Source organism: Bacillus nitroreducens (genome assembly GCF_964021195.1).
This window is the reverse complement of sequence record NZ_CAXHYI020000003.1, coordinates 2,469,762-2,496,188: the sequence shown is the minus strand read 5'-3', so window position 1 is coordinate 2,496,188 and position 26,427 is coordinate 2,469,762. Positions and strand designations below refer to the sequence as shown.

Annotated in this window: 24 protein-coding genes; 4 read left to right on the top strand and 20 right to left on the bottom strand. The window is 36.5% G+C overall.

Going from position 1 to position 26,427, the window contains the following annotated elements; all coding sequences use genetic code 11:
• Nucleotides 1-207: 207 nt before the first annotated feature.
• The 10 genes from ACWPVE_RS15930 to rpmG form a co-directional block, all read right to left on the bottom strand.
• Nucleotides 208-1,401 carry a M14 family metallopeptidase gene (locus tag ACWPVE_RS15930; RefSeq protein ID WP_453994991.1) on the bottom strand — a complete coding sequence of 398 codons (1,194 nt, stop codon included), beginning with the start codon at nt 1,399-1,401 and terminating at the stop codon, nt 208-210.
• Nucleotides 1,402-1,501: 100 nt separating this feature from the next.
• Entirely contained in the window at nt 1,502-3,397 is a 1,896-nt protein-coding gene (locus tag ACWPVE_RS15925; RefSeq protein WP_453997588.1) for an LTA synthase family protein, read from the bottom strand.
• A gap of 333 nt (nt 3,398-3,730) precedes the next feature.
• The gene (locus tag ACWPVE_RS15920; protein ID WP_453994989.1) at nt 3,731-4,681 is read right to left on the bottom strand and encodes an ROK family glucokinase; all 951 of its coding nucleotides are present in this window, start codon (nt 4,679-4,681) and stop codon (nt 3,731-3,733) included.
• A 22-nt stretch (nt 4,682-4,703) separates the two neighbouring features.
• Nucleotides 4,704-4,916, bottom strand: coding sequence for a YqgQ family protein (locus ACWPVE_RS15915; RefSeq protein ID WP_453994987.1), 213 nt, complete (start codon nt 4,914-4,916; stop codon nt 4,704-4,706).
• A gap of 120 nt (nt 4,917-5,036) precedes the next feature.
• The gene (locus tag ACWPVE_RS15910; RefSeq protein ID WP_453994985.1) at nt 5,037-6,506 is read right to left on the bottom strand and encodes a spore germination protein; all 1,470 of its coding nucleotides are present in this window, start codon (nt 6,504-6,506) and stop codon (nt 5,037-5,039) included.
• 130 nt (nt 6,507-6,636) lie between these two features.
• Nucleotides 6,637-8,187, bottom strand: a complete 1,551-nt coding sequence (locus tag ACWPVE_RS15905) for a rhomboid family intramembrane serine protease (RefSeq protein ID WP_453994983.1) — start codon at nt 8,185-8,187, stop codon at nt 6,637-6,639.
• A 122-nt stretch (nt 8,188-8,309) separates the two neighbouring features.
• Complete coding sequence (locus tag ACWPVE_RS15900) at nt 8,310-8,489, bottom strand: hypothetical protein (RefSeq protein ID WP_453994981.1); 180 nt, start codon at nt 8,487-8,489, stop codon at nt 8,310-8,312.
• A 42-nt stretch (nt 8,490-8,531) separates the two neighbouring features.
• A complete protein-coding gene (locus tag ACWPVE_RS15895; protein ID WP_453994979.1) occupies nt 8,532-9,326 on the bottom strand; it encodes a DUF92 domain-containing protein in 795 nt (264 codons plus the stop codon).
• A complete protein-coding gene (locus ACWPVE_RS15890; protein WP_453994977.1) occupies nt 9,319-9,888 on the bottom strand; it encodes a 5-formyltetrahydrofolate cyclo-ligase in 570 nt (189 codons plus the stop codon). The genes ACWPVE_RS15895 and ACWPVE_RS15890 overlap by 8 nt, the downstream gene beginning before the upstream one ends.
• Nucleotides 9,889-10,096: 208 nt before the next feature.
• Nucleotides 10,097-10,246, bottom strand: a complete 150-nt coding sequence (gene rpmG, locus ACWPVE_RS15885) for a 50S ribosomal protein L33 (RefSeq protein WP_116354497.1) — start codon at nt 10,244-10,246, stop codon at nt 10,097-10,099.
• A 194-nt stretch (nt 10,247-10,440) separates the two neighbouring features.
• Between rpmG and ACWPVE_RS15880 the strand changes: the two genes are divergently transcribed.
• Nucleotides 10,441-10,800, top strand: a complete 360-nt coding sequence (locus ACWPVE_RS15880) for a hypothetical protein (protein WP_453994974.1) — start codon at nt 10,441-10,443, stop codon at nt 10,798-10,800.
• Nucleotides 10,801-11,152: 352 nt separating this feature from the next.
• On the opposite strand, the gene phoU is transcribed toward ACWPVE_RS15880, so the two are convergent.
• The 9 genes from phoU to ACWPVE_RS15835 all read right to left on the bottom strand — a co-directional run bounded on the left by phoU (nt 11,153) and on the right by ACWPVE_RS15835 (nt 21,182).
• A complete protein-coding gene (phoU, locus tag ACWPVE_RS15875) occupies nt 11,153-11,812 on the bottom strand; it encodes a phosphate signaling complex protein PhoU (protein WP_453994972.1) in 660 nt (219 codons plus the stop codon).
• Between the two features lie 52 nt (nt 11,813-11,864).
• Nucleotides 11,865-12,668 carry a phosphate ABC transporter ATP-binding protein PstB gene (gene pstB / locus ACWPVE_RS15870; RefSeq protein ID WP_453994970.1) on the bottom strand — a complete coding sequence of 268 codons (804 nt, stop codon included), beginning with the start codon at nt 12,666-12,668 and terminating at the stop codon, nt 11,865-11,867.
• 22 nt (nt 12,669-12,690) lie between these two features.
• Nucleotides 12,691-13,575, bottom strand: coding sequence for a phosphate ABC transporter permease PstA (gene pstA / locus ACWPVE_RS15865; RefSeq protein WP_453994968.1), 885 nt, complete (start codon nt 13,573-13,575; stop codon nt 12,691-12,693).
• Nucleotides 13,576-13,577: 2 nt separating this feature from the next.
• A complete protein-coding gene (gene pstC / locus ACWPVE_RS15860; protein WP_453994966.1) occupies nt 13,578-14,519 on the bottom strand; it encodes a phosphate ABC transporter permease subunit PstC in 942 nt (313 codons plus the stop codon).
• 120 nt (nt 14,520-14,639) lie between these two features.
• Complete coding sequence (locus ACWPVE_RS15855) at nt 14,640-15,626, bottom strand: PstS family phosphate ABC transporter substrate-binding protein (protein WP_453994964.1); 987 nt, start codon at nt 15,624-15,626, stop codon at nt 14,640-14,642.
• Nucleotides 15,627-15,827: 201 nt separating this feature from the next.
• Nucleotides 15,828-17,936 carry a peptidoglycan D,D-transpeptidase FtsI family protein gene (locus tag ACWPVE_RS15850; RefSeq protein ID WP_453994962.1) on the bottom strand — a complete coding sequence of 703 codons (2,109 nt, stop codon included), beginning with the start codon at nt 17,934-17,936 and terminating at the stop codon, nt 15,828-15,830.
• Between the two features lie 150 nt (nt 17,937-18,086).
• Complete coding sequence (locus tag ACWPVE_RS15845; protein ID WP_453994960.1) at nt 18,087-19,373, bottom strand: MFS transporter; 1,287 nt, start codon at nt 19,371-19,373, stop codon at nt 18,087-18,089.
• 527 nt (nt 19,374-19,900) lie between these two features.
• On the bottom strand, nt 19,901-20,509 hold the full coding sequence (locus tag ACWPVE_RS15840; RefSeq protein WP_453994958.1) for a superoxide dismutase: 609 nt from the start codon (nt 20,507-20,509) through the stop codon (nt 19,901-19,903).
• A gap of 190 nt (nt 20,510-20,699) precedes the next feature.
• Nucleotides 20,700-21,182, bottom strand: a complete 483-nt coding sequence (locus tag ACWPVE_RS15835) for a DUF456 domain-containing protein (protein WP_453994956.1) — start codon at nt 21,180-21,182, stop codon at nt 20,700-20,702.
• A 148-nt stretch (nt 21,183-21,330) separates the two neighbouring features.
• On the opposite strand from ACWPVE_RS15835, the gene ACWPVE_RS15830 reads away from it, so the two are divergent.
• Nucleotides 21,331-22,683, top strand: coding sequence for an IS1182 family transposase (locus tag ACWPVE_RS15830; RefSeq protein ID WP_453990053.1), 1,353 nt, complete (start codon nt 21,331-21,333; stop codon nt 22,681-22,683).
• Between the two features lie 145 nt (nt 22,684-22,828).
• Here ACWPVE_RS15830 and ACWPVE_RS15825 read toward each other — a convergent pair whose 3' ends face one another.
• Nucleotides 22,829-24,463 (bottom strand): Na/Pi cotransporter family protein, encoded by a 1,635-nt coding sequence (locus tag ACWPVE_RS15825; RefSeq protein WP_453994954.1) that lies wholly within the window; start codon nt 24,461-24,463, stop codon nt 22,829-22,831.
• Nucleotides 24,464-24,734: 271 nt separating this feature from the next.
• Here ACWPVE_RS15825 and ACWPVE_RS15820 point away from each other — a divergent pair, with 271 nt between their 5' ends.
• Together ACWPVE_RS15820 and ispG are read left to right on the top strand one after the other, a co-directional pair.
• Entirely contained in the window at nt 24,735-25,061 is a 327-nt protein-coding gene (locus tag ACWPVE_RS15820) for a hypothetical protein (RefSeq protein ID WP_453994952.1), read from the top strand.
• 139 nt (nt 25,062-25,200) lie between these two features.
• Entirely contained in the window at nt 25,201-26,307 is a 1,107-nt protein-coding gene (gene ispG, locus ACWPVE_RS15815) for a flavodoxin-dependent (E)-4-hydroxy-3-methylbut-2-enyl-diphosphate synthase (protein WP_453997586.1), read from the top strand.
• The last annotated feature ends 120 nt before the right edge of the window (nt 26,308-26,427 follow it).

The following is a 26,427-nucleotide window of genomic DNA, read 5'->3' as shown; positions in this document are numbered from 1 at the left end:
GATGAGAGTTACAAGCAGTTAGAAGAAAAAGAAACATGATAAAGAATATACATTTTCTCACCAACTTGGTAATCACCTCTTTTTTCTCTATAAACACATTACATTTTTCAAATTTATCCCTTAATAGATAATACGATTATGCCTCTTAATAAGTTTCAAAGCAAGCAAAAAAGCTAGCACTTTGACCAGCTTTTTCACACTGAGTTTTCACATATATAATGATGCTAAAAACGCTCCCAGTGTTTCCTGATAGATTTCATCAAATTGAGATAAAGGTAATGGATTTACCCCTTTACCTAATTCAAATGTAAAACCAGGTCGCCTCCATTCTTGTATAAACCAATCCTTGTAACCAGCGTGGCTATCAACAAAACGTACAGCTCGATATCCCGTTACCTTTGAAAACTCGTTTGCTATCGCTTTAGCCTCTGGCGGTTCTAACCCCTCATACCCCCAAAAAATGACTTCACCTTGGGTATGAAAGGCTATTACACAGGCAAAATTAGAGCTCCTTGTAAGTTTTTCGATGGCAATGACTTCGGGCTCCGTTAGTGGTGCATCACCTGGATAATCTCTAGGCGCTGGCGTCTTAGGTTCCTTCCTTTCTTTTTCTATTTCCCAATTCGCAGGGAATTGATTATTTAGATCAACACCCCTAATATTTGCTTTCCAGTCTTTGAAGTCGAATTTTCCGTTATTTATTTTGATAACTTCCTGTCTATAGGGTTCCTGCTGAGGAGGCCCATTTAAAACCAAATCAACACCATCTGGATTTACCATCGGTACAATTGAAAGGATTGTTTGAAAATAGAATGGCTCGATATAAAATCCTCTAATTGGTGTTGAATTTGTGTACGCAAGTAAGAAGTCATTTAAGAGCGTCATAATCACATTCGTTGTGATCCATTCATTCGCATGGAAAGAACCATTCCAATGAACTCTTTTTGCTCCTCTTCCTATTCCTAGTTCCAGTAGGTCTTTTCCAAGCACGCTTTGTCCAATCGATGTTGTTCGTAAAAATGGGTAAATCGATTTTAATTTCTCAATATCCTTCATCATATCCTCAGATTTGTATACCCGCTTTCCATTTACGATTGGTTTAATTACTCTTTCTGGTAATCGTATTGTTTGACCAACCTGAAGAGATTCAGCAATCATACCTGGATTCACTAGTAACAAAGCATCGACTACAAGGGTACGTGATTTTGCTAACTTCCATAATGTATCGCCAGGAACAATTTTATGTTCCGATAAAATAAAACCAGGTATGTCTACAGTTGTTCCAATCTGCAAATTTTGGCTATTTACGTGTGAATTGGAGTCAATTAACAAATGTATGGGGATTGCAAATAATTGACTGTAATACCAGAACGTATCTCCCGGGCGGACCGTAACCTTCACTAAACACCCTCCTCATTCCATCTACTCCTAGTTTATGAATAGAGGTATGTCCTTCATGTCAGTAGAAAAGCCTTGACCAATTTGGCCAAGGCTTCGATTTTTATTCAGCAAATTTCTTAGGGACATGTTCACTATAAGAAGTTCCTTCATAAAAACGGAGAAGGTCCCCATAGATAATTTCATCCGAATAGTCTAATTCTAATCCTGCTTTTTCCATATATGGCTCACATAATTCGAGTTCTGTCTCCTCACCAGTAGCTTTGTCGTAACAAGCATTTTTTGTAAAGACATACTTATCGGTAATAAAGCTACCATCTCGTAGTACCGTGAATGGGAATCGATCCTTCGCAAATAAATCATTTCCAAAATGGACATCATTTTTTATATCTATTCCAAGAAGACTTAAAATCGTTGGTTTTAAATCGATTTGACCAGATACTTCGGAAATCACCTGTGGGTCCTTATCTGTTACTCCTGGAATGTGAATAATTAAAGGAACTCTTTGCAATTGAACCGAATCAAATGGTGTGATTTCATCTTTTTCTAAAAATTGAGCCATTGCTTTATTATGGTTCTCAGAAATTCCATAGTGGTCCCCGTAAAGAATGAAAATTGTATTCTCATACATTCCCTCTTCTTTAAGTCGGTCAAAAAAGACCTTAAGTGACTCATCCATATACCGAACAGTTGGGAAGTAACGATTTAGGGTTCTAGAATTAGAATGATATTCATTAACCATTTTGTCTTGTTCTTCAAGCTCAAACGGGAAGTGATTTGTTAACGTAATAAATTTCGAATAGTATGGTTGTGGCTGCGACTTTAGTAAATCAATCGATTGTTCAAAGAAATCGATGTCCTTTAATCCCCATCCAATTGAATTTTCTTCTGTTACTTCATAGCTTTCTATATCAAAGAATTTGTCATACCCTAATGAATCATACATAATATCACGATTCCAGAAGGTTTTATTATTTGCATGTAAAACAGAAGAAAAGTATCCATACTCCTTAACGATTTCGGGCGTTGCTTTATATTCATTGTTAGCATGGGTAAAGAAAACAGCTCCACGCCCTAGTGGATACAAGGAATTCTCTAATAAAAATTCTGAATCAGACGTTTTCCCCTGACCTGTTTGGTGATAAAAATTTTCAAAGTAATAACTTTCATTAATAAAATCATTTAAGAACGGAGTGATTTCTTCTCCATCTATAGTTTCATTAATGACAAAGTTTTGAAGGGACTCCATCGAGATAATGACAACATTTTTACCATGAGCAATACCAAATGTATCACCTGTGTCCTTTTGATTTGCCTTCAAGTAGTTTTCTATTTCGATAAATGAACTGCTATCAGCCAGAGCTCGCTGCGCTGACGACTTTGATTGAAGAACAATGTCATAAATTTGATAGTTGTATGTCCCAATATTTTTCACTAACATTTCACGGTCGAAAGTTCTTGTCAACAGTTGTGGACGCTGTATTTCAGCTAAACCAAGATTTAAAAAGAAAACAAATGCTACCATGATAAAATATGCTCTACGTTCCCGCTTCGTAATGGTTTTAATTTTCGTGAAACTCGGTCTGTATTTATGAATTAAAATAAGAATAACCACATCGATAAACAATAGTGGGTCAGTGAATCTCAGACTTTCTGTGATACTCGTGCCTAAATCCCCCATATTACTTGTTTGAAAGAGAACAGGAAGTGTCAAAAAGTCATTGAAGAATCTATAAAAGACAACATTTGCAAACAAAACAAATGATGATATGAAACTAGCAAATATGATAAATTTGTTTCGACTTTTTTCCTTCATAAAAAAAGAAACACCAAAGAACAACAATAAAAAACTTAATGGGTTTATGAGCAAAATAAACTCCTGCATCAAGTTTTCTATTTTAATATCAAAGCTAGTTTTATAGACAAGATATGTTTTAATCCAAAGCATAGATGCAGCTAAAAAAATAAATTTTGTCTTGGATATAGTTGATGATCTAATCATCAAAAAACCTCCTTGGATTCAGGGACGGCGGAGTAACAAGAAACTATTGTTTCAATACCATTTTTTAGTAATCCGAAAATCTAATCCTAATCTTAATACGTTTTTTCTTAAAAATCAATCATCTAGACATGCGAATTTATAGATCAAAATTGATGTACAATATGTATATACTTATAAGACGTTTAGTTGACTCGAAAGTTTCATAGTTAATAAAAGTAATAATCTTTTAAATTTTCTTACAAATGTGTAAAAAAAGAGATTTCATTATGAAATCTCTTTTATCTATTTGACATTGATCATGTATATTCTTACTTATATGCGACAATTATATTACAACTTTGTTTTCGCAAGATATGCAGCACCTATTACACCTGCATCATTTCCTAATGTTGCAATGGTGATTTCAGCCGCTTCCGCAACCCTCGGAAATGCAAATCGTTGAAATTGTTTACGTAATGGAAGTAGTAATTGGTCGCCAGCTTTTGAGACACCGCCACCAATAACGATTTTTTCAGGGTTTAATCCATTTGCAATATGGCTTAATGCGAGACCGAGATGATAAGTAATATTTTCGATAATTTCTTGAGCAAGTTGGTCACCTTTTCCAGCTGCCTCAAAGACGTCCTTAGAAGTGATGTCACCGTCTACATCACGAAGGATACTTTGTTCGTTTTTGCTATGTATGGCCTCTTTTGCCAAACGGGCAATACCTGTTGCTGATGCAATTGTTTCAATACAGCCAGTCTTGCCACAACCACATAATGCGCCACCTTCTGGAATGGAGGTAATATGACCAATTTCTCCACCAGACCCGCTAATTCCACGAATCACCTCACCGTTGGAAATAATTCCTCCACCTACGCCAGTTCCCAATGTAACACAAAGAAGATCCTTTGCACCTTCTCCTGCACCTTTCCACATTTCACCAATTGCAGCGACATTTGCATCATTATCCGCAACTGCTGGTAAACCTATTTTCTCCTCAAGTTCAGCTCTTAAAGGGAACATTTCCTTTATTCCTATATTAGTTGCTTTATAGAGGATACCTTCCTCGAAATTAATTGGACCTGGTGCTCCCATACCTACTCCACTAAATTGCGCTTTGGTAAGTTGTAGTTCGTTTAATTTTGCATCAATTGCTTCAGCTATGTCAGGGATAATTTTTTTACCTGACTTATCAGTTGGAATTTCCCATTTGGTAACAATCTCACCTTCCTGTGTAATAAATGCAAGTTTGATCGTTGTTCCACCTAAATCAATACCAATTAATAAGTTCTCCATCTGTATTCCATCCCTTTTGTTTTTATTTACTTTTTGTTCTTTTTTCGGTTTCCCATACAATTTCTTGACGCAGTAGTAAAATAGCTGTTTGATAATCCTTTGTTTCAATGAGTTGTGAGCGATGAAGCTCTTCTATCTCTGCTTCCATTAATTCTAGATCGGCGACTCGGTCCCCAACATAAATAATGGTGCCAAATTTTTTTAGGAATTGCTGAATATCATAGATTGTTTTCACATTTTCACCTTCTGAATAGGACAATATATCATTAGCTTATTGAAAAATAATGAAACACGCAAGTCTTTCTAACAAAAGTCCTTAAAATGTAAAAGAGTGCTCACAAAAAGTGAACACTCCTTATTTGTCTGGATCCTTAGGATGCAAGATTTTCGGGCGATTTCTTTTTAACGGAATCGGTGCACGAAATAAGACGTCCTTAAATCCTTTGAGGGAAAATGGAATAAACGGCCATAGATATGGGACATTAAATGATTTCATTCTGGCTAAATAGATAATCCAGAGGGTTATTCCTCCAACAAAGCCTAATACTCCAAATAAACTGGTTGTCAGTAAGAAAAATAGGCGCGCTAGGCGGTTTGCAAGGCTCATCTCATAACTTGGTGTCGAGAAGGTCCCAATTGCAGCGATGGCAAGATACAAGATTACTTCATTTGTAAATAAACCGACTTCAACGGCGACCTGCCCAATTAACATGGCAGCGACAAGTCCCAGTGCAGTAGCAAGAGAGGTCGGGGTATGAATGGCCGCCATTCGCAACAGATCAATTCCAATTTCAATTAGAAAGAACTGCAGAATCAATGGTATACTCCCGTCATCATTTGGGCCAATAAATTTAAGATTGTCTGGTAACAACTCTGGATGAACAGCAAATAGATACCAGAGTGGCAACAAAAACAGCGATGCCCATACACCAATATAACGAACCAATCGCAAATATAGTCCAGCCACTGGATTATTCCGATATTCCTCAGCATGTTGCATATGATGCCAAAAAGATGTAGGTGTAATCAGAACACTTGGCGAACCGTCAACCATGATAATGATATGACCCTCGAAAAGATGTGAAGCAGCTGTATCAGGTCTTTCCGTATATCTTACGACAGGATATGGATTATAATGGCGACCTGAAATAAATTCTTCAATGGTTTTTTCACCCATCGGTAAACCATCCGTATCAATTTTGGCTAAGGCATCTTTCACTTGTTTCACATGTTCAGGGTCCGCAATGTCTTCAATATAACTAACGACAATATCCGTTTTGGAACGTCTTCCCACTTGCATGTATTCCATTCGAAGTGATCGATCCCTGACTCTTCTTCTCGTTAATGCAGTATTAAAGACAATGGTTTCGACAAAACCATCCCTTGCACCTCTAACAACACGTTCTGTGTCAGGTTCTTGTGGTCCTCTAACTGGATAGGTTCTAGCATCAATTAAGATAACCCTATCAATGCCATCAATTACTAATGCCGTTGGACCCGCAAGGACCATGTCGACAGCCTTATCAAGGTCATCTGTGCTTTCAACTTCGACATATGGGATATACGTTTTAATAAGCTTTTCTAATCCATCTATATTTAAAATTTTTTCATCTTGCTTTGCGAGAAATTTTTGTAATAAGTGTAAAATATCATCTTTAATAAGTCCGTCAATTAAAAACATGGACATATCTTTTCCAGCATAACGAACATCTACTTGGATCACATCAAAGCTTTTGTCTACACCAAGAGCTTCTTTTAAATAGTCTTGATTTTCTTTTAGGCTGGTTGAAACGGGATGCTTTGGTTTTTCTTTTTCAATTCCCATGTGAATCACTCCAATCACGTACAAAGACAACTCGTTTTTCGCTAAGGCTACTAATCCATCTTTGACCTAAAATTGGAAAAACATACTTATTCAGGGAAAATAAAGAAAAGCGCCTCGTTGTGAGACACTTTTATAATGGGTTTGTTTCAATTGTATTTAATTCCTTAATAAGTTCTTGATAGTTTTCATTATCCGGATCAACTTTAATTGCTTGTTCTGCTGCATTTCTGGCATTATCAAATTCTTGTAATTGAACATAGACAAGTGCGAGATTATAATGTCCTTCTGAAATATCTGGCGCTCTTTTCGTAACAATTTTTAAATGATCTCGAGCATCCTCCAATTTTCCAAGCTTTATTTCAGCATAAGATAAATAAAAATACACTTCTGGTGCAACTACACCCTTCTCTTCTGCATTTTTTAACATTTCATATGCTTTATTGATTTCATTAGATTCTATGTATTCTTGGGCGGTTTGTACAATAAACCGTGGGTTATCAGCATGAGGTTGACTTACATAACCGATATAGATTAATACCCCAACTGCCCCCACTGTTACCACAAGGCCACCTAATCGTTTTGCGAATTCCTTACGTCTCGGCAAATGAACAATACTCGCTGCCAAAAAGCCGCCAACTAAGCCACCAATATGACCTGAATTATCAATACCTGGAATCACGAAACCAAGGAATAAGTTGATGATAATAATTCCTATGATATTTGGACCCATTGTTCTAAAAAATAATGATGGGTTAGCTGCACCGAAAAACAATAAAGCTCCAAAACATCCAAATATAGCTCCAGAAGCACCAGCGGAGATATTTGCATTAAACACAAAACTTGCAAGGCTGCCCATAAATCCTGCAAATACATATATCCATATAAATCTCCACTTTCCGTACAGACGCTCTACTTCCGTTCCTAAATAATACAACGCAAAGGTGTTCATAAGGAGGTGGATAAACCCAATATGTAAAATCATCGGGCTGAAGAAACGCCACCATTCACCATTTAAGATTCGGAAGTTTTCCTTTGCTCCATATTTTAACAGGGTTGCAGTATTCGTGCTGCCTCCATTAAGTTCTAAAATGGCAAACATAATCAATTGTATCGCGATTAAAATATATGTAAAAAACGGTTTCCCATTTTGAAATACTTGTTTTTCATTCGAAATTCGTTTGTTTGCTTCCGTAATCACATCAAGCTTTAGCTTTTCAATACTTTCAGGCCCCATATGAATTAATTGATCCTCTATTTCAAACTCAGTATGAACAAATTTCGAAACTTCTTCTAATCCAGCCCTTTTATTTTCTGAATCAATTAATATCGTATGTAGTGTAGTCAGACCTTTCGTACCTGCATGCAGTGGGTGTTCTAATCGAAATTTCCAATCATCAACAGGCGGATAGGTCGTGATATAAATTGTAAGTGCATCCAGTTTACGAGCATATAGACGCTTTCTAAGTTGTTCCAATCGGCCTGCAGTTATTTCCATGTCCCTCTGCATCCAATTGCTCCAATCTAAGTCATGGCGTAAGATACGAAGAATTCGTGGCTTGTTTTTCTGTGTTGTTTCAAGCCAGACCTCATTGGTTGATTTTGATAATTGGAGAATTCGGTAACCACCTTTCGATTGTAGTTCCTGAATGACTTTCCAATATAAATAGTCTTGACTGAACACCTAATCCCCCCTCACTGATGTGGTTCATTCTCTTATTATAAACGTATTTTCATCCCTGTTTCCAAATTTCTGTCTTAAATATAGAAAAAACCTGTTGAAAGGACTTCAACAGGTCACAAATACTATCGGAAGGCTTGTTGGATCATTCTGCTACGTAAATATGGGATTTTCATTGACGAACTAATCGCAAAACGACGAATCGCAGGATTACCGAATACGCGATTAAAAATACGATAACGGTACCTGTAGATTGCATAAATCCCACCAACAACTATAGCTATTCGGGTTAATATGCTTAACATGTATATCCCTCCTAGATATACTTTTTGTCTAACCCTTTCATTTTATCCGAGTAAAATTGTTAGGAAATATGTTCCAACTACAGATGCTAACAGGATGGATAGAAAATTTACCACATCATTATTACAAGATCGAAATCCTTTAAAATAGATCGTTTTCTGTCCACAATGGTTATGTTTCTCCGTCTCCATTCCGCAGACGGAGCATTTATAAACCACTTGAACTGTAGCTCCAATGATCGTATCAATTAGATTACCACCAAAACCTATCAAAGTTAGCCCTATGAACATAATGAAAGAAACCTCTGGCCAAACGAAAAATGCTAGCAGGCTGATCAAGAGAGAGCCGGCTGCCGCTGCAAACGTACCTAGTGGGGACACAGCTCCTGATGTCCCTGCATCCACCCGCTTCATTTTTAGTAACAAAATCGGCTTCTTCTTACTCAACGTTCCAATTTCGGATGCCCAAGTATCGGCTGTCGCTGCAGCAATTGAGCCTACAAAAAGAATGAGCCACGTTACGGTATCAGTCCATGCAAACATGAGACTTGCCATTGCTCCAATACCACCATTGGCAAACACTTGAATGATATCTCGCTGCTCTCCTTTTTCCACTTTATTTTTTAAACTGTCTTTATCTTCAACCTTGTATTTACTCCAAAAATTTGAGCTTGCAAAAAACAAACCTAATAGAAGTAAGCCACGATAACCAAAGCCAATCGATACTGCACTTCCAACGATTATCGTCCCAACTGCTCCACTTATTGTTAAAGATTTGCGCTTATTACCCGCTATTGCAACCATAACCGAAGCAAGTATCTGGATAAAAAGATTAATCATGGACTTTAATAACCCTCGTGTTTGTCACGATTTTTTGAACTGGTATATCAAATGGTTCAACTGGTATTTTTTCAACTATCTGCTTTGGAAATGCTAGTGATAGCGTATCTCCTTGATACTCTGCCAAGTATCTATCGTAGTAACCTCCACCATGACCAAGGCGAAATCCATTTGGTTCAAAACTAAGACCTGGAACAAATAATAAGTCTATTTCGGTATGTAAAACTTCTGCTGTTAGTTCTTCAATCGGTTCCTTAAGACCATAATAGACAACCTCTAATTGAGTAAAAGACGTAATTTCACGGAATGTCATTGTTTTCGTTTTTGGATGGCATTTCGGTACCGCCACTCGTTTCTTGAGTTCCCAAGCTTTTTTAATTATATCAGTGGTGTTGACTTCATATTCACCCGAAATAGTAATTCCGATCGTGTTAGCTTGTTTCCACTCGTGTAGTGTAAAGACCCGTTCAGCAACTTCTTGAGACCACTGTTCTAACTGATTTTTATTAATAGACTGTAGCGTGTCCTTCATTTCTTTTCGCAATTCTTGTTTTGTTTTCAAATCGAATCCGCTCCTCTCATTTAATATTTTATTACAAAGTGTAACTTCAATCAGTAGGAACTTCTTCATATTCATTAGATCGCACAATGTTTCTGTCTTAGCTGGCGACGATCCTCAATCATAACCTTTTCATTTCCCCTACCAGTTTCAAGGTGAATAAACCTTATAATATGGTATAAAAAAAACAGCAGGAAGTTGCTTCCTACTGTTACTTTGTTTCACGGTGTAGAGTAACCTTTTTTAGTCTTGGGCTATATTTTTTAAGTTCAAGACGGTCAGGGTTGTTACGCTTATTTTTAGTTGTAATATAATTACGATCACCAGTTTCAGTGCAAGCTAAAGTGATTTTTACACGCATGTTCATTTCCCTCCAAACATATAAAGCTTTAATCAGACCTACATATCATACCATTTAATTTATTAAAATTCCAGTCCTATTTTTTTTGTGCAAAAATTTCTAATTACTATACCAGAATACGGTTCAAAAGCGGTCATTATGTTGTCCCTGATATCAACTTACGATAAGATTAGAAATGGAATGGAGTGAAGAATATGGAGTATGCAATAATTATCTTATTAGCTCTCGCAATCCTTCTTCTTGTCATCTCCTATTATGGAAAAGATCCAGTTAAAATGTTACAAGAAGAAATGGAACAACTTTCGTTATCGGTTATACAAGAAACATATTTGTTAAAGAAAAAAATAAAAGTCCTAGAAGAAGAGCTTCTAACAAATGATATCGACAATGATATGAGACTGCCACAAACAAGTGTGATGGACTTATCAAATTCCACCATCCTGTCATTATATGATAAAGGATTAAGTTACGAGGAAATTGGTAAGAGAGCGAACTTACCAGTTGAAGAAGTACGACTCATCTTAGAACAAGCAAGGAAAATGGGGCTAATTTAATGAATAAATCTTTATTACGAGGTATTGCTATTGGCATTATCTTATCTACGATTGTGTACGGACTTGTTTATTATTTGACTGTAAAGTAAAAAAACAAGCTAATTAAGCTTGAGCTTCAGAATGTAGACAAAGTCAAACTTGACTTTGTCTATACTCATTTTTATAAAAAACACTAGTAAGATTCTCTTTCCCAGACTGTTCTCGTAAATGCTTGTCAGACAAGGCGCGCTCACCGTTCGAAGACGCGAATATTATAGTTGCCTTCATGAGCGGACAAGTGAGGCTAGCAACGAAGTATGCAAGCGTTTATCAACAGTCTGAAACTCAAGCTAATTAAGCTTGAGTTTGTTTTTTATGCATTTAGATCGACATTTTTTCCTTTGACCATATAGATAATGTGTTCAGACATATTTGTAGTATGGTCAGCTACTCGTTCGAGATTTCTGCAAATAAAGGCTAATTGAGTGATTTGATTGAGCGATTCAGGTTTTGTTGGCATTAATTCAAACAATTCATTGATGATTTTTCCATATAGTTCATCCACATTATCGTCATACTTCGCAGTTTGTATCGCTAAGTCAATATCACTATCAATATAGGCTTGAATGACTTTTGTTAACATATCAATGGACATATCCGCCATTTTTGGTAAATCTACGATTGGTTTAATGAGCGGGCTTTCTCCGATATGAAGAACAGATTTAGCAATATTAACGGCTAGGTCTCCAATCCGCTCCACATCATTTGATATTTTAAGTCCAGCGATAATCGCACGAAGATCAGACGCCACTGGTTGTTGTTGCGCGATTAATTGTATAATTAAATTGTTAATCTTTTCTTCTAGCTCGTTAATTTTTTGATCTTCTTCAATGATTTCTTGTGCCATCATGATATTTTGATGTGCAAGTGACTGAACTGATTTTTCAACGGCTGTTTTTGATAAATTCACCATTTCAATGAGTAATTCTTTAAGGCGTTCCAAATCTTTATCTAGTGTCGTGCGAATGGCCATATTTTCCTCTCCTTATTCGTAGTTTAGGGTTGAACTGACGCTCCTTAATCTATTATCCAAAACGACCTGTAATATAGTCTTCAGTACGCTTATCAGATGGATTTGAAAACATTTTATCCGTTTTTGCATATTCAATGATTTCCCCACTAAGGAAAAATGCAGTTCGGTCAGAGATTCTTGCCGCTTGTTGCATATTATGTGTGACGATAATAATACTGAAGTTTTGTTTTAATTCTTGTACTAACTCTTCAATTTTCAAAGTTGAGATTGGGTCAAGTGCAGAAGTTGGCTCATCCATAAGAATCACATCAGGTTCGATGGCAAGACATCTTGCAATACAGATTCTTTGTTGTTGACCACCTGATAGTCCGTATGCATTTTCATGGAGTCTGTCTTTTACCTCATCCCAAATCGCAGCTCCACGTAAACTCTTCTCTACAATTTCATCTAAAATCTTTTTGTTACGTATCCCATGAATTCGAGGTCCATAGGCAATGTTATCGTAGATTGATTTTGGAAAAGGATTAGGCTTTTGGAAAACCATCCCAACCTTAGTTCGAAGCTCTTCTTCTTTATATGCTTTATCAAATATGTTTTTCCCTCGATATAATATTTCTCCTGAAATACGAACGATTGGAACAAGTTCAACCATTCTATTTAATGTTTTAATATAAGTTGATTTTCCACATCCAGATGGTCCAATGATTGCTGTTACTTCATTTTCATAGATTGGAAAATTAATATTTTTTAATGCTTGTTCTTCTCCGTACCATAGGTTTAAATCTTTTGTATCATATACAATTTTTTGATTTGTCGGTTCAATATCTATATTATCTTGAATGATTTGTAAAGACATATTTTATTCCTCCCTAAATCAATTAGAATCTTCTTTGGAACTTATTCCGAATAATAATCGCAATTGAATTCATTAAAAATAAGATCAGTAATAAGACAACAATTGTTGCAGCTGCTAGATTTGCATATTCGGCCACAAGTGCAGAGTCAAGTGTCCAATAATAAATTTGCATTGGTAATACAGTGAACTTATCAAAAATACTATCAGGAAGTGGAATTAACAGAGCTGGAATTCCTAGAACTACTAGTGGAGCTGTTTCTCCGATTGCTCTTGAAAGTGCCAAAATAGCCCCTGTTAGAATCCCTGGTAAAGATGCTGGCAGAACAACATTTTTAATTGTTTGCCATTTTGTTGCCCCCATTCCATATGAAGCTTCTCGTAAATATCCAGGAACGGCACGAATCGCTTCTTGGCTTGCAACTACTACGATTGGAAGAACAAGTAATGACATTGTAAGTCCACCAGCTAAGACAATATTGCCTAATTCAAATCCACGGACAAATACTGTTAACCCTAAGATTCCAAATACAATTGAAGGAACACCTGCAAGATTAGAAATATTTGTTTGAATAAAACGCTGAAGACGCCCTTTTTTTGCATATTCTTCAAGATAAATAGCTGTTCCAACCCCAAGTATAAGTGTGATTGGAGCCACTACGACCATTAACCAAAGGGTTCCAAGAATGGCACCCATGATCCCAGCATTTTCAGCAACTGTTGATAATTTGCTTGTAATAAATTGAAGATCAATCCAACCGAGACTTTGTGAAATGACTCGATAAAATAGGATAACTAAAACGACTAAACTAAATAAAATTGAGATTAGAAAGAGGGACTTTGCTAATTTATTTATCGATAAACGAGTATTAAGCTTCTTTTGTACCTGTGCTGCATTTACATATTTCATTCTTAATATTCCTCCTTAAACTTGCGAGAAATATATTGTGCAAGTAAGTTCATGACTAAGGTAAATACGAATAGTGTAATTGCCACAGCATATAAACTATAGTATAAAGTTGAGCCAGCTGGAGCATCCCCACTATTCACTTCTACAATATAAGAAGTCATTGTTTGCATAGATTGGGTAATATCAAAAGTAAAGTTCTTTGAACTACCACTAGCAAGAGTAACAATCATGGTTTCACCAATTGCTCTGGAAATACCAAGTACAAAAGAAGCGATGATTCCAGACATTGCAGCAGGAATAACAACCTTCCATGTAACTTCAAGTTTAGTCGAGCCTAAACCTAGTGCACCTTCTCTTATCGAGTTTGGCACTGAGCTCATTGCATCTTCTGATAGTGATGCAACCATAGGAATAATCATTATTCCCATTACGATACCTGGACTGAGGATATTGGTCGGTTCAAGACCAGGAATGATAGATTGTAAAAGAGGTGTTACGAACGTTAATGCAAAGAAACCATATACGATCGTCGGTATTCCTGCAAGAATTTCAAGTATTGGTTTTAAAATCTTTCTTACTCGATCTGAGGCATATTCACTTAAATAGATAGCTGACATCAAACCGATAGGAATTGCGACAAACATGGCTATGGTCGATGAAATAATCGTTCCTGTTAGAAGAGGTAATACCCCAAACTCGGCCGATTCGCCAAGGGGCTTTAATACTGTACCAGTAAAGAAGTCTAAAAATGGTACACGTTTGAAAAACTCGAATGTTTCAAACATCAAAGTGAGAACAATACCAATTGTTGTTAAAATAGAGATAATCGCAATTAAAAGTAATCCTTTTGGAATAACTTTTTCAATTACTGAGTTTACACTTTTATTCGTTTTGTTATGAGCAATCATCTCGCGGACGTTATACGCTTTAGAACCTTCCTTCATGATAAACTCCCTTCAATCCTTTTCATTTAATTGAGACCAGAAATTATTGGATTTTCTATCTATCTAAAATCAAGATGAAGATGAGAAGCAAGAATTGCTCTCATCTTCACGTTACGACTCTTATTTTAAAGCTTCTAATTCTTCTACAACTGTTTTTAATTCATCTTCTGGAAGTGGAGCAAATCCAGTTTCAGCCGCTACATCAGCTGCATTTTTCATTGTGTAGATCGCATAGTCTAATACTTGTGGTTTTTCTTTTGCCATATTCACATTTAGGTACGTAAATACCGGTCTAGTGAATGGACCATAGTCTCCATCTTCAGCAATTGTATCTGTATTTGGTTCTACAGGACCGTTACCAAAATCAATTTTTACGATTTTAACTTTGTCAGTATTATTAACTGCATAACCATAACCGAAGAATCCAATCGCATTTTCGTCTTTAGAAACTAAATCTACTAAAGTAGAGTATTCTTGTTGAAGATTTACATCTTCTCTTAAATCTTGCTCATCTAAAATGTTTTCCCAGAAGAATTCATACGTACCATGGTTTTCGTTTGGTCCATAAGCTTTGATTGGCTCAGCTGGGAAACCTTCACGAACATCTGACCAATTTGTTTTACCAGCACTTGCTAAGAAAATATCAATAACTTCTTGTTGTGTTAATTCCTCTGCCCAGTCATTGCTAGGATGTACTACGAATGTTAGTCCATCTAGAGCTACTTTTAATTCTTTTACATCGATACCAAGTTCTTCAGCAGTTGCTGCTTCTTCATCTTTGATTTGACGTGAAGCATCATTGAAATCTGTTCCGCCTTCTTCAACTAAGAACTTTTTGAATCCAGCACTAGTACCAGCGCGGCTAACTTCTACTGATACATTTTCTTGTTCATTTAACATATAGTTTTCAGCCATTTTTGACATGAAAGGATATACAGTACCAGATCCATCAATTACAACACTGCCTTCTAATTCAGCAGTTGCATTTTCGTTTTCGTTTTTTGTCTCTTCATCGCTACCACCAGTACTGCTTTCATTTCCACACGCAGCTAGTACAAGCATGGCGATTGTGATCATTGCTAAACTTAAGAACTTAAAGCGTTTCATTCCTTTATTCCCCCTAAGAGTGAGTTTGTGTTGCTTTGTCTTACATGTTTAAGAATAATCTCATTCTATTAATCTGGTATGAACTGAATGTAAAGGTTTTGTAAATTTATAAAAATGATGAATATACCCGTTTCTTGTCGAAAGCACTCTTCTATTGCACAGAAAAAGCCTAGCGAAGTATCGCTAGGCTTTTCAAGAAATTTATTCAGTTTCTTCTCCTTCTTCTGTTTCCGTTTGTTGCTCAGTGGTTCCATCCTGCTGGTTTTTAGCTTGTGAGATTCTAGATTCTTTTAGTTCAAAATATTTGTCTAAAATTGCAGCTCCAACCTTCTGGTTCATGGAATTTGATGAGTTATTATCATACGCATATGGTATGACGACAGCAAACGCTACCTCTGGATTGTTAAATGGCGCATACCCAACAAGTGTACTATTTACAGCTTTTTTACCATTAATATAGGATTCGGCAGATCCGGTCTTTCCTGCTGGATCATATGGTTTACTAGAAAAAGTTCCACGAGCCGTACCACTTGATCCTTGAAAAACTAATTTAAACCCTTGTTGAACGCGGTCAAAATATTTTTGGTCAATATCAACTTTGTTCATCACTGTTGGTTCAAACGGTTTTTGTACAGGACCTAATTCATTGTCATCCATTGTTGGTTGATGAATTTGTCTGACAATCCTTGGCTGCATTCTGTATCCATCATTTGCAATCGTCGAAACATATTGTGCTAATTGTAAGGTTGTGTACGTATCATATTGGCCAATCGCTAAGTCCATAAGTAAACCTGGTGAAAATTCAGAGCCTGCATAACCTGTAGCTTCTCCTGGTAAATCAATCCCTGTCTTCACACCTAAACCAAATTGACCAAAATAATTTCTTGCTACACGGAATGCATCATAATCAATCGAAATTGGTTGATTATATACATAACGTCCTCCAGCTAAGTCAAGGAACGTCCTAAACATGTATACGTTTGATGACAATTCAAGTGCTCTCAGGTCATTCGTATGACCTAAATTTTTCCAAGAACCCTTTGGTTTGGTTCCTTTAATTTTCACTGGTGTATCGTAATAAGCTGTCCCAATATTAAGGACACCTGTATCATAACCAGTAAGCATGGTAGCACCTTTAATAGAAGAGCCCATTTCATATGCAGCGTTAATGGTACCTAACGCATAATCTTGGAAGCCCATCTTGCCATCCGAGCCTCTTGTATAGACTTTTCCAGCCATGCTTAAAATTTCTCCTGTTTTAGGATTCATCATAACAACAAACGCACGATCTAGATATTGGGTACCTTTCATTTGTTTATGGGCTACTATTTGTTCTTCCAAGATTTGTTCAACCGCTTGTTGAAGTTCCATATCAATTGTCAACACAAGGTCACTACCTCTTTGACCTTCTGAAATGACTTTTGTTTCTTGCACAGCATGTCCCTTGATCACATTTTCCACTTTTGCTTTTTGGCCATGTAATACAGATTCATATTGCTCCTCTAAATAACTTAATCCAACTCGATCATTACGGTTATAGCCACGTGCTAAATAATAATCAAGTTTATCGCTTGGGAGCCCTTCGTCAGTATCAGAGATTCTGCCTAGGATTGACTTTAATGTGTTGTCAAATTTGTAATCTCGAACCCAGTCTGTTGTGGTGTTTACACCAGGTAAATTTTCAAGGTTTTCACTGACAACAGCATATTCCTCTGGCGTTACATTCTCATTCTTAATAATCTGTGGGACAAGTGCGTAACCTTTTGTCATTTCACGGAAGATCGCAGCAACTTCTAGTTCTGCTTCCGTAATTTGGTTAAGTTCTTCTTCGGTTATCCGCTCGATTTGAAGCCTATAAATTTCTTTGTCAGAAATTTCTAATTCCCCGGTTTCCCTTTTCTCTAATTCTTTCTTAACCTTTTCTTCTGCTTCGTCTGGATGCTTTAGCATCCAAAAATCTTTCAAGTCACGCTCTGTCACTTTTTCTGTATCCATCTCTATTAGTTTTGCAAGATCTTCCGCGACTTTCAACACTTCTTCTTGCTTCGTCCCTCTTGCCCTCGTATATGTGATTGCATTTAGAGCTTTGTTGTCAACGATGACATTTCCGTTTTTGTCATAAATCTTACCACGAGGTACAGGAAGGTTTACAATTTCATTTTCTGTCTTTTCAACTTCCTTTTGGTATTTCTCACCATGCACAATTTGAACGACACCTAGACGTAAAATCAATGCAGAGAAAAGTAAAAAGACAATAAAAAATAACATATTTAACCGAAATGGAACATGTGATTTTTTCTTTTTTATCATCGACATCAACTACCTTTATTTTTTAGACCTTTACTAAGTTTATCATAAGACTACATTTTTATGAATGAAAAAGGCACCTTGCGAGGCCAGGTGCCTTTACTAATCATTGTAGTTGATTCTAGCGTTTTTTTCCACGAATAAATATTGGGATTACGCAGTCGAACCACCTTCACCTTCTATAAGCTTACGGTTCGCAGCTGACTTTGATTGTACAGGTTCTCCTGTCTTTGGTATTTCAATCTGCTTAATCGGAAGATAAAGAAGCAAGTGACCCGCTCCAATAATTGCTAAGAGGATTGGGATGCTTTGTTTTTCATCAAAAAACGTGACAGCTATTAAGAACATTATAATAGAAATAATTCTTCCAATATTTAAAAAGATTTCTCTTACTACCACGTATTCAATTCTCATCTCTTTTGCATTCCACCCTTTACCAATCACATCATAGGTCAAGGAGTTATATGGAACCAGCAAAATGGGATAAGCGGCACCAATAATAACACCATAAATAATTAACCTTGTATAGGTTACATCAAAAAGAATCGCAAAGATAGCCAGGTAAACCAATAAACCACCTATAAGTATTGCCTTTTTGCGCATTTTCTTTTTGATTAACCTAGTTGCTAGAAAATAAAACAAAAAGGATACGGCCGAATTGATTAAACCAAATTTCCCTAGAGCTAACTCGCTGCCCGTTGCCACGAAAACAAAGACTGAGATAACAAAGACAAACGTCCCCTCACGAATTCCTTGGAAAAAATGAGCATTTAAAATGTTCTTCCAATTTGAGTTGTTTTTTCGCTCTGCAATGATTCGTCTAAAAACAAAGTCTCCTTCTGCACTTCGTCTTTTCAAAAAGAAGCTAAGCACAACTGCACCTGTAAACAATCCTAGCGATATCCCGAAGATTACTGTATAACCTGTGAAGCTTTCCATTGAAGAAATAATGAGTCCTGCTGCAATTGGACCGATCATACCAGCAAATGAACCCAGTAAACCTAGAAAGCCATTAAAAAAATCACGCGTCTCAGGTTCTGTAATTTCAAACGTTAAGACATTAAAGGCTAACCAATAAAACCCATAGCCTATACCAAGAAGCGCCCCCAACAAAAGTAAAAATTGTGAGGCATTTTCACCTATCAATAGAACTGTGATATAAAAAATAGCTAAGAAGGATACTCCAAGCCTTAGCACAATCACTCTATCGATTTTTTTTGCCCATCTTCCAGCCAGTATAAAGGTTAATGGTTGCAGTACAACAACTGCTAAATTATATAAACCCAAATCCTTAAAATCACCAGACTGTTTCCATAAATAGACGTTTACAAATGTGTTGGATAAAGCAATACTTAACGCATACAAACCACCAATTACGAGTAACAAAATTAAATCTTTGTGTATGGGTACATCACCTAGTACTTTTTTAAAACGAAACATTTGCTGACTCCCCTTTTCTATCTACACTCTTTATTGTGCGATAAAAAAAAGGAGATATACAAAGAAAAGCATAAGGTGCCCGCTTATCGGCGACAAGCACAAGAAAAGCACTGATCGAAGGCGGTTTTTGCCTTCAGAAGTGATTGGCTTGTGACCTCGAGCCGATGGCACCTTATGCTAGACATAATAGAAGAAAAGTGCAAGCGCCTTGAAATCGTACATCTACTAACTACTGCCACGTCCTGTGGCAAACGTAGACGTCAGCACTTCCTGTGCAAGTCCGAAAAGCATAAGAAAAGCTGGCGAGATGGATGTATTTTATCCTTCTTGACAGCTTAGCTAGACCAGAGAGGGGCTAGGCGCTGGAACTAGACAAAAGAAGAAAAGCATAAGGTGCCCGTTCATTGGCGACAAGCACAAGAAAAGCACTGATCGAAGGCGGAGTTTATGGGATATCATTTATTGTTTTCCAGGAGATCTTTCTATACAAAAAGCCAGTGGAGAAATCCACTGGCCTTACTTTCACATTATTTTGCAGAATTGTAACGGTTCGCTACTTCTTCCCAGTTTACTACATTAAAGAATGCAGCAATATAATCAGGACGACGGTTTTGGTAGTTTAGGTAGTAAGCATGCTCCCAAACATCAAGACCAAGGATTGGAGTTTTACCTTCCATTAATGGAGAATCTTGGTTAGGAGTGCTTGTTACTTCTAACTCACCATTGTTTACAACTAACCAAGCCCAACCAGAACCAAAACGAGTTGTAGCTGCTTTTGTAAATTCATCTTTGAATGCTTCGAAGCTTCCAAATTTGCTGTTGATAGCATCTGCTAATTCACCAGCTGGTGCTCCACCACCGTTTGGAGAAAGGATTGTCCAGAATAGGCTGTGGTTTGCATGTCCACCACCATTGTTTCTAACTGCTGTACGAATATCTTCTGGAACAGCATCTAGATTAGAAATTAGTTCTTCTACTGATTTGCTTTCTAGATCAGCTTTCCCTGCAATTGCATTATTTACGTTCGTGATGTATGTGTTATGGTGCTTAGTGTGGTGAATATTCATTGTTTCCTTGTCAATGTGTGGTTCTAATGCATCATAAGCATAAGGTAATTGTGGTAATTCGTATGCCATTTTTATTCCTCCTTGAGTATGTATTAATATAGAAGATTTGAAAACGATTTCGTTTCCAATAATCCTCAATTGTAAGATTACCAAAATTAGTATAACCTTTCAATTGAAAAGCACTACTCATACACAAAATCTTTTAAATATGTAGTACGTACCAGATTTAAAGTTCCCACTTCCCCTAAATTCTATGCAATTAAAAAACAACTATAAAAAAATATATGATCATGATTGCCTGAATCAAACCTATTGCAAGTACACCACTTAAAAATCCTAACAGTGAGCCTAAACCACTTCTTAGAGCATCTTTAAAACTTTTTTTATGGACAAGCAGTTCAGCAACGACTGCCCCCAGGAATGGACCAATAATGATTCCTACAATCGGAATCAAAAACGGACCAACAAGTAGACCTATCGTACTTCCCCAAACCGCAGCCTTGCTCCCTCCATATTTTTTTACTCCAAGTAAGTTGGTTGCATAATCAGCACCTAATAATAATAGTAGAAACAACCCTTCAACCAACCAAAACCAGAAGGATAATGATTCAAAGCCCTGAAAGAAACCATATACTAAAAAGCCTCCAGCAATAAAAAGTACACTTGGTATAATTGGATAAACAAGGCCAACAAATGCGATTACAAACAATACGATTATTATCGACCACATAACAAATCCCACTATCTTTCCTCCTTATTAAAAAAACAAGGCAATTAGCCTTGTCAGGCTGTCGAGAAAGTCTCGACAGCCTTTATTCTTTTGATACACTTTACTAATTCACCGCATTAATATGTTATAATATAGTTAATAAATTAGGGTTGGTGATATTGTGTTAAATACTAGGGAAAATACACAAAATGAAATTGAATTTGTATCAATTGACGAGCTTGTTCCAGATAACCATCTGTTACGAAAAATAGATAAATACATAGATTTTTCTTTTATAATTGAGAGAGTAAAACCTTACTACTCTGAAGATAATGGTCGACCTTCGATCGACCCTCTTGTTCTTTTTAAAATGATGTTTATTGGATATTTTTATGGTATCCGTTCCGAAAGACAACTTGAACAAGAGATAAAACTTAATGTCGCATATCGTTGGTTTTTAGGTCTCAGATTTAAAGATCCTGTACCACATCATTCCACAATAAGCTGGAATCGCCATAAGCGTTTTAAAGATACAGACATCTTCCAAGAAATCTTTGATGAAATTGTTCTTCTTGCAATGAATCACAAAATGGTTGGCGGAAGAGTCTTATTTACGGACTCCACTCATCTCAAAGCTAATGCGAATAAACATAAATTTACAAGGGAAGAAGTTGAAGTAGAAACTCGTGAATATTTAAATGAGTTAAATAAGGCAATTGAAGAAGATCGTGCTGAACATGGAAAAAAGCCTTTAAAGGAAAAGGAGGAGGTGAAAGAAACAAAAGAGATTAGAGTAAGTACCACAGATCCAGAAAGTGGGTTTATGTCGCGAGACAATAAGCAAGAGATGTTCTGTTATTTAGACCATCGGACAACAGATTTGAAGTTTAACATTATAACTGATGCATTCGTAACTCCAGGTAATGTCCATGATTCAATACCATATCTTAGCCGTTTAGATCGTCAAATCTTACGATTTAACTTTAATGTGGAAGCTGTTGCTCTTGACTCTGGATACTTAACTAATCCGATTTGCAAAGGATTATCAGATCGTAAGATCTTTGGAGTTATTGCCCATAGAAGGTATCAACCAACAAAAGGACTCTTTCCAAAATGGAAGTTTAAATATAATAAAGAAAATGACATTTATGTTTGTCCAAATAGCGAGGAACTAACATATCGTTCAACTACAAGAGAAGGTTACCGAGAGTACAAGTCAGATCCCAAGAAATGTTCAACCTGCCCTCTTCTTGAACAATGCACTAGATCCCAGAATAAGCAAAAAGTTGTTACTCGTCATGTTTGGGAAGATCATAAAGATAAGGTGAGGCTAAATCGCCTCTCTCCAGAAGGGAAAATTCTTTATAAGTTTAGAAAAGAAACCGTAGAGCGAAGCTTCGCAGACTCAAAAGAGCTGCATGGGCTTCGCTACTGTAGGTTACGGGGAATTAAAAATGCTAGTGAGCAGGTATTACTTACAGCAGCCTGCCAGAACATGAAAAAGATTGCCAACCACCTAGCCAAGCAAGGCTAGATGGTTGGGAGTGATATTTTCAAGATTTTTGATAAAGAATAATGTCAACTTACAACTACAAAAACCACCGAAAACAAAAAGTGTAGAGAAAAAATACCCCTTTCTCTACACTCTGACAAGGCAATTAGCCTTGTTTTTTAAAATATTATAAATGTCGTTCGCCTAGAACTGCTTCTGCAATATTAACTGCATGGTCTCCAATTCGCTCCAGGTTACTAATTATATCAACAAAGACGATACCTGCTTGACCTGAACACTTTCCTTCATTTAAACGGAGAATATGTTTTTTACGTAAAGAGCGTTCCATTGAGTCAATTTTTTCTTCCTGCTTCACAACGTCTATCGCCATTGTACGATCATTATTTTGTAAAGATTGGACTGCTTCATTAACCGTATACACCGTTAATTTAAACATTTCATTTAAATCTTCCATTGCATCATCTGTCAATTTCACTTTATTTGAAATTTGATAATCGACCAATTCCACAATATTTTCAAAATGGTCTCCAATTCTTTCAATATCTCGAACGGTGTTCACAAGCGTCGAGTGTAAAGTGGATTCTTGTGCTGACAGAGACCTTGATGAAAGCTTAACTAGGTAATCTGTTATTTTTTTATCAAGATTATTGATTGCATCTTCAATTTGCATTGATGAATCTGCAAGTTTTTGTGACTTTTCGTTTAAATAGCTATTCGTTTCCTCTAATCCTTTAACTGCAAATCCGCCCATTCGAACAACTTCTTCTCTTGCTTGTCCCAAAGCAATTGCTGGAGATTGTTCAATAAATACTGGATCAAGATGTTTTGCCTTGTATTCAATTAATGAATCCTCCCCTGGTATTAGCTTTGTTACAATATAGGCTAACACAGCGATGAAAGGAAATTGGATAATCGTGTTTGTCACATTAAATGTTCCGTGCGCAAATGCGATTGTCATTTCTGGGTTTAAATTTAAGGCATTTTGTAAAAAAGCAATAAATTTTGTAAAAGGTACAAGGAAAAGCATAAAAATAATCGTTCCAATAATATTAAACATAACATGTGTTAATGCTGCACGTTTGGCTGCCACAGACGCACCAATGGATGCCAAAATAGCAGTAATCGTTGTTCCAATATTATCACCGAATAATACAGGTATTGCAGCTCTAAGCTCTAACAATCCCTCACCAAATAGTCCTTGTAAGATTCCAATCGTAGCACTTGAACTTTGAACAATTACTGTAAAGACTGTACCGATAACTACCCCTAAAATTGGATTGGTGCTCATACTTACCGTTAAATCATGAAAAGTTTCGAGTGTTCTTAGAGGTTTCATACCGTCCCCCATTAACTCTAAACCTAAGAAGAGAGAACCAAAGCCAAATACAATTTGTCCAAAACTATGTATTCTTTTATTTTTAAAGAAGAACAGTAATATTGCACCTACGGCAATTATTGGAAGTGCATAATCAGAAATATTAATACCTATGATAAATGCAGTAACGGTTGTTCCGATATTTGCCCCCATAATAACACCGATTGCTTGCCTTAGCGTCATAAAACCAGCACTAACTAGTCCAACAACAATAACTGTCGTTCCTGAACTACTTTGGATTAAACCTGTTACAATAATACCTGCGAGAACACCCATAAATGGATTGGTTGTAAACTTATCTAATATATCTCTTAGTTTATCCCCAGCGGATTTCTGCAATCCATCTCCCATGTACTTGATACCAAATAAGAAGATACCAAGTCCACCTATAAACTGAAATATCATACTTTGAACATCTAGTTCCACAATGACAACTCCTATTTTTTGATTTTGTAAGCCAAACCCATATGAAATAGTACCGTAGTCCTTTTTTTATGTAAAGATTTATTAAGCAAATTTACAATTCTGTAACATAAGGATGCTAATTACTCTCTTATAATTCTATTTTTTGCTAGTTATCCAAATTTATGTATTCTAGCTTCTCTACTAAATCCTTCGTTCTTTCTATTAATTTTTGGAATATATAGGTCATCCTAGCATATTCTGTATTAACTAGACGTAACTGGAGGTAACTATTATGAAGCGATTTTTTGCATTCCTAGCAATTGCATTTATTTTATATATTATTTATTACGATGTCAGGATTGGAACTCTACCAACTACAAAAGGAGAGAAGATAGAGGCTGTAGAAGTTATAACTACTACTCAAAACAACCCTTTTTTGGAAGTTGAAGTGAAACCAGGCGACACCTTATTATCTATTGTTGAGGAATTAAACGAAGGGAAGAAAATGTCCTCAATCGAATCTGTGATCAATGATTTTGAAATGTTAAATCCTCAAAGTGAAGCTGCTTTATTACAAATTGGGAAAACCTATAAATTCCCATTATATACAAACGATTAAGGATATATCCTTGTTATTTCTTTGATACAACTGTAAAATAAGCAAAGTAATCAATCTTTAGACTAGATATTTTTCAAATAAAGGATTACTCTAATATAAGAATTATATAAATAATCATAGCTTTAATTTTAAAGGAGCGATATTCGTGAGTGAAATCATCCATCGTACTAAAACACGCCCTGTAAAGGTAGGTAATTTAACGATTGGTGGTAATAATGAAGTCATTATTCAAAGTATGACCACAACCAAAACACATGATGTGGAAGCTACCGTTGCAGAAATAAATCGACTAGAAGAAGCAGGATGTCAAATTGTTCGTGTAGCATGTCCAGATGAGCGTGCAGCAAATGCGATTTCTGAAATCAAAAAAAGAATTTCTATTCCACTTGTTGTAGATATACATTTTGATTATAAATTAGCCCTCAAAGCAATTGAGGGAGGCGCCGATAAAATTCGAATTAACCCTGGTAACATCGGTCGAAAAGAAAAGGTTGAGGCTGTTGTAAAAGCTGCAAAAGAAAAAGGAATTCCAATTCGTATCGGTGTTAATGCAGGATCATTGGAGAAGCGTATTCTTGATAAATATGGATATCCAACAGCAGATGGTATGGTTGAAAGTGCATTACATCACATAAAAATTTTAGAGGACCTAGATTTCCATGATATTATTGTTTCCATGAAGGCCTCTACTGTTACACTAGCAATTGAAGCATATGAAAAAGCAGCAAAAGCTTTCGATTATCCACTGCATTTAGGAATTACGGAGTCTGGTACACTTTTCTCAGGAACCGTTAAAAGTGCAGCTGGTTTAGGTGCCATTCTAAACTTAGGAATCGGAAATACGTTACGTGTTTCACTAAGTGCTGACCCTGTTGAAGAAGTTAAGGTTGCCCGCGAATTGTTAAAATCATTCGGTTTAGTGTCGAATGCTGCAACTTTAGTTTCATGTCCAACATGTGGAAGAATTGAAATTGACCTTATCAAGATTGCAAATGAGGTTGAAGAGTACATCTCCACCATTAAAGCACCGATTAAAGTATCGGTATTAGGCTGTGCAGTTAATGGCCCAGGAGAAGCTAAAGAGGCTGATATAGGTATTGCAGGTGCACGCGGAGAAGGTTTATTGTTCCGTCACGGAAAAACCGTTCGAAAAGTTCCTGAAGAAACCATGGTCGAAGAATTAAAAAAAGAAATTGATAAGTTAGCAGAAGAATATTACGCGAAACAAGCTGCGGAAAAAGCGTAAAACGTACGCCTATCGGCTTTAAAACGAGGAGGGTGCTACCTTCCGATGTGTTTTGCCAGACCAGAGAGCCGATGCGAATGGAGCTAATTAAAAACAAACCCGACACATGACAGTGTCGGG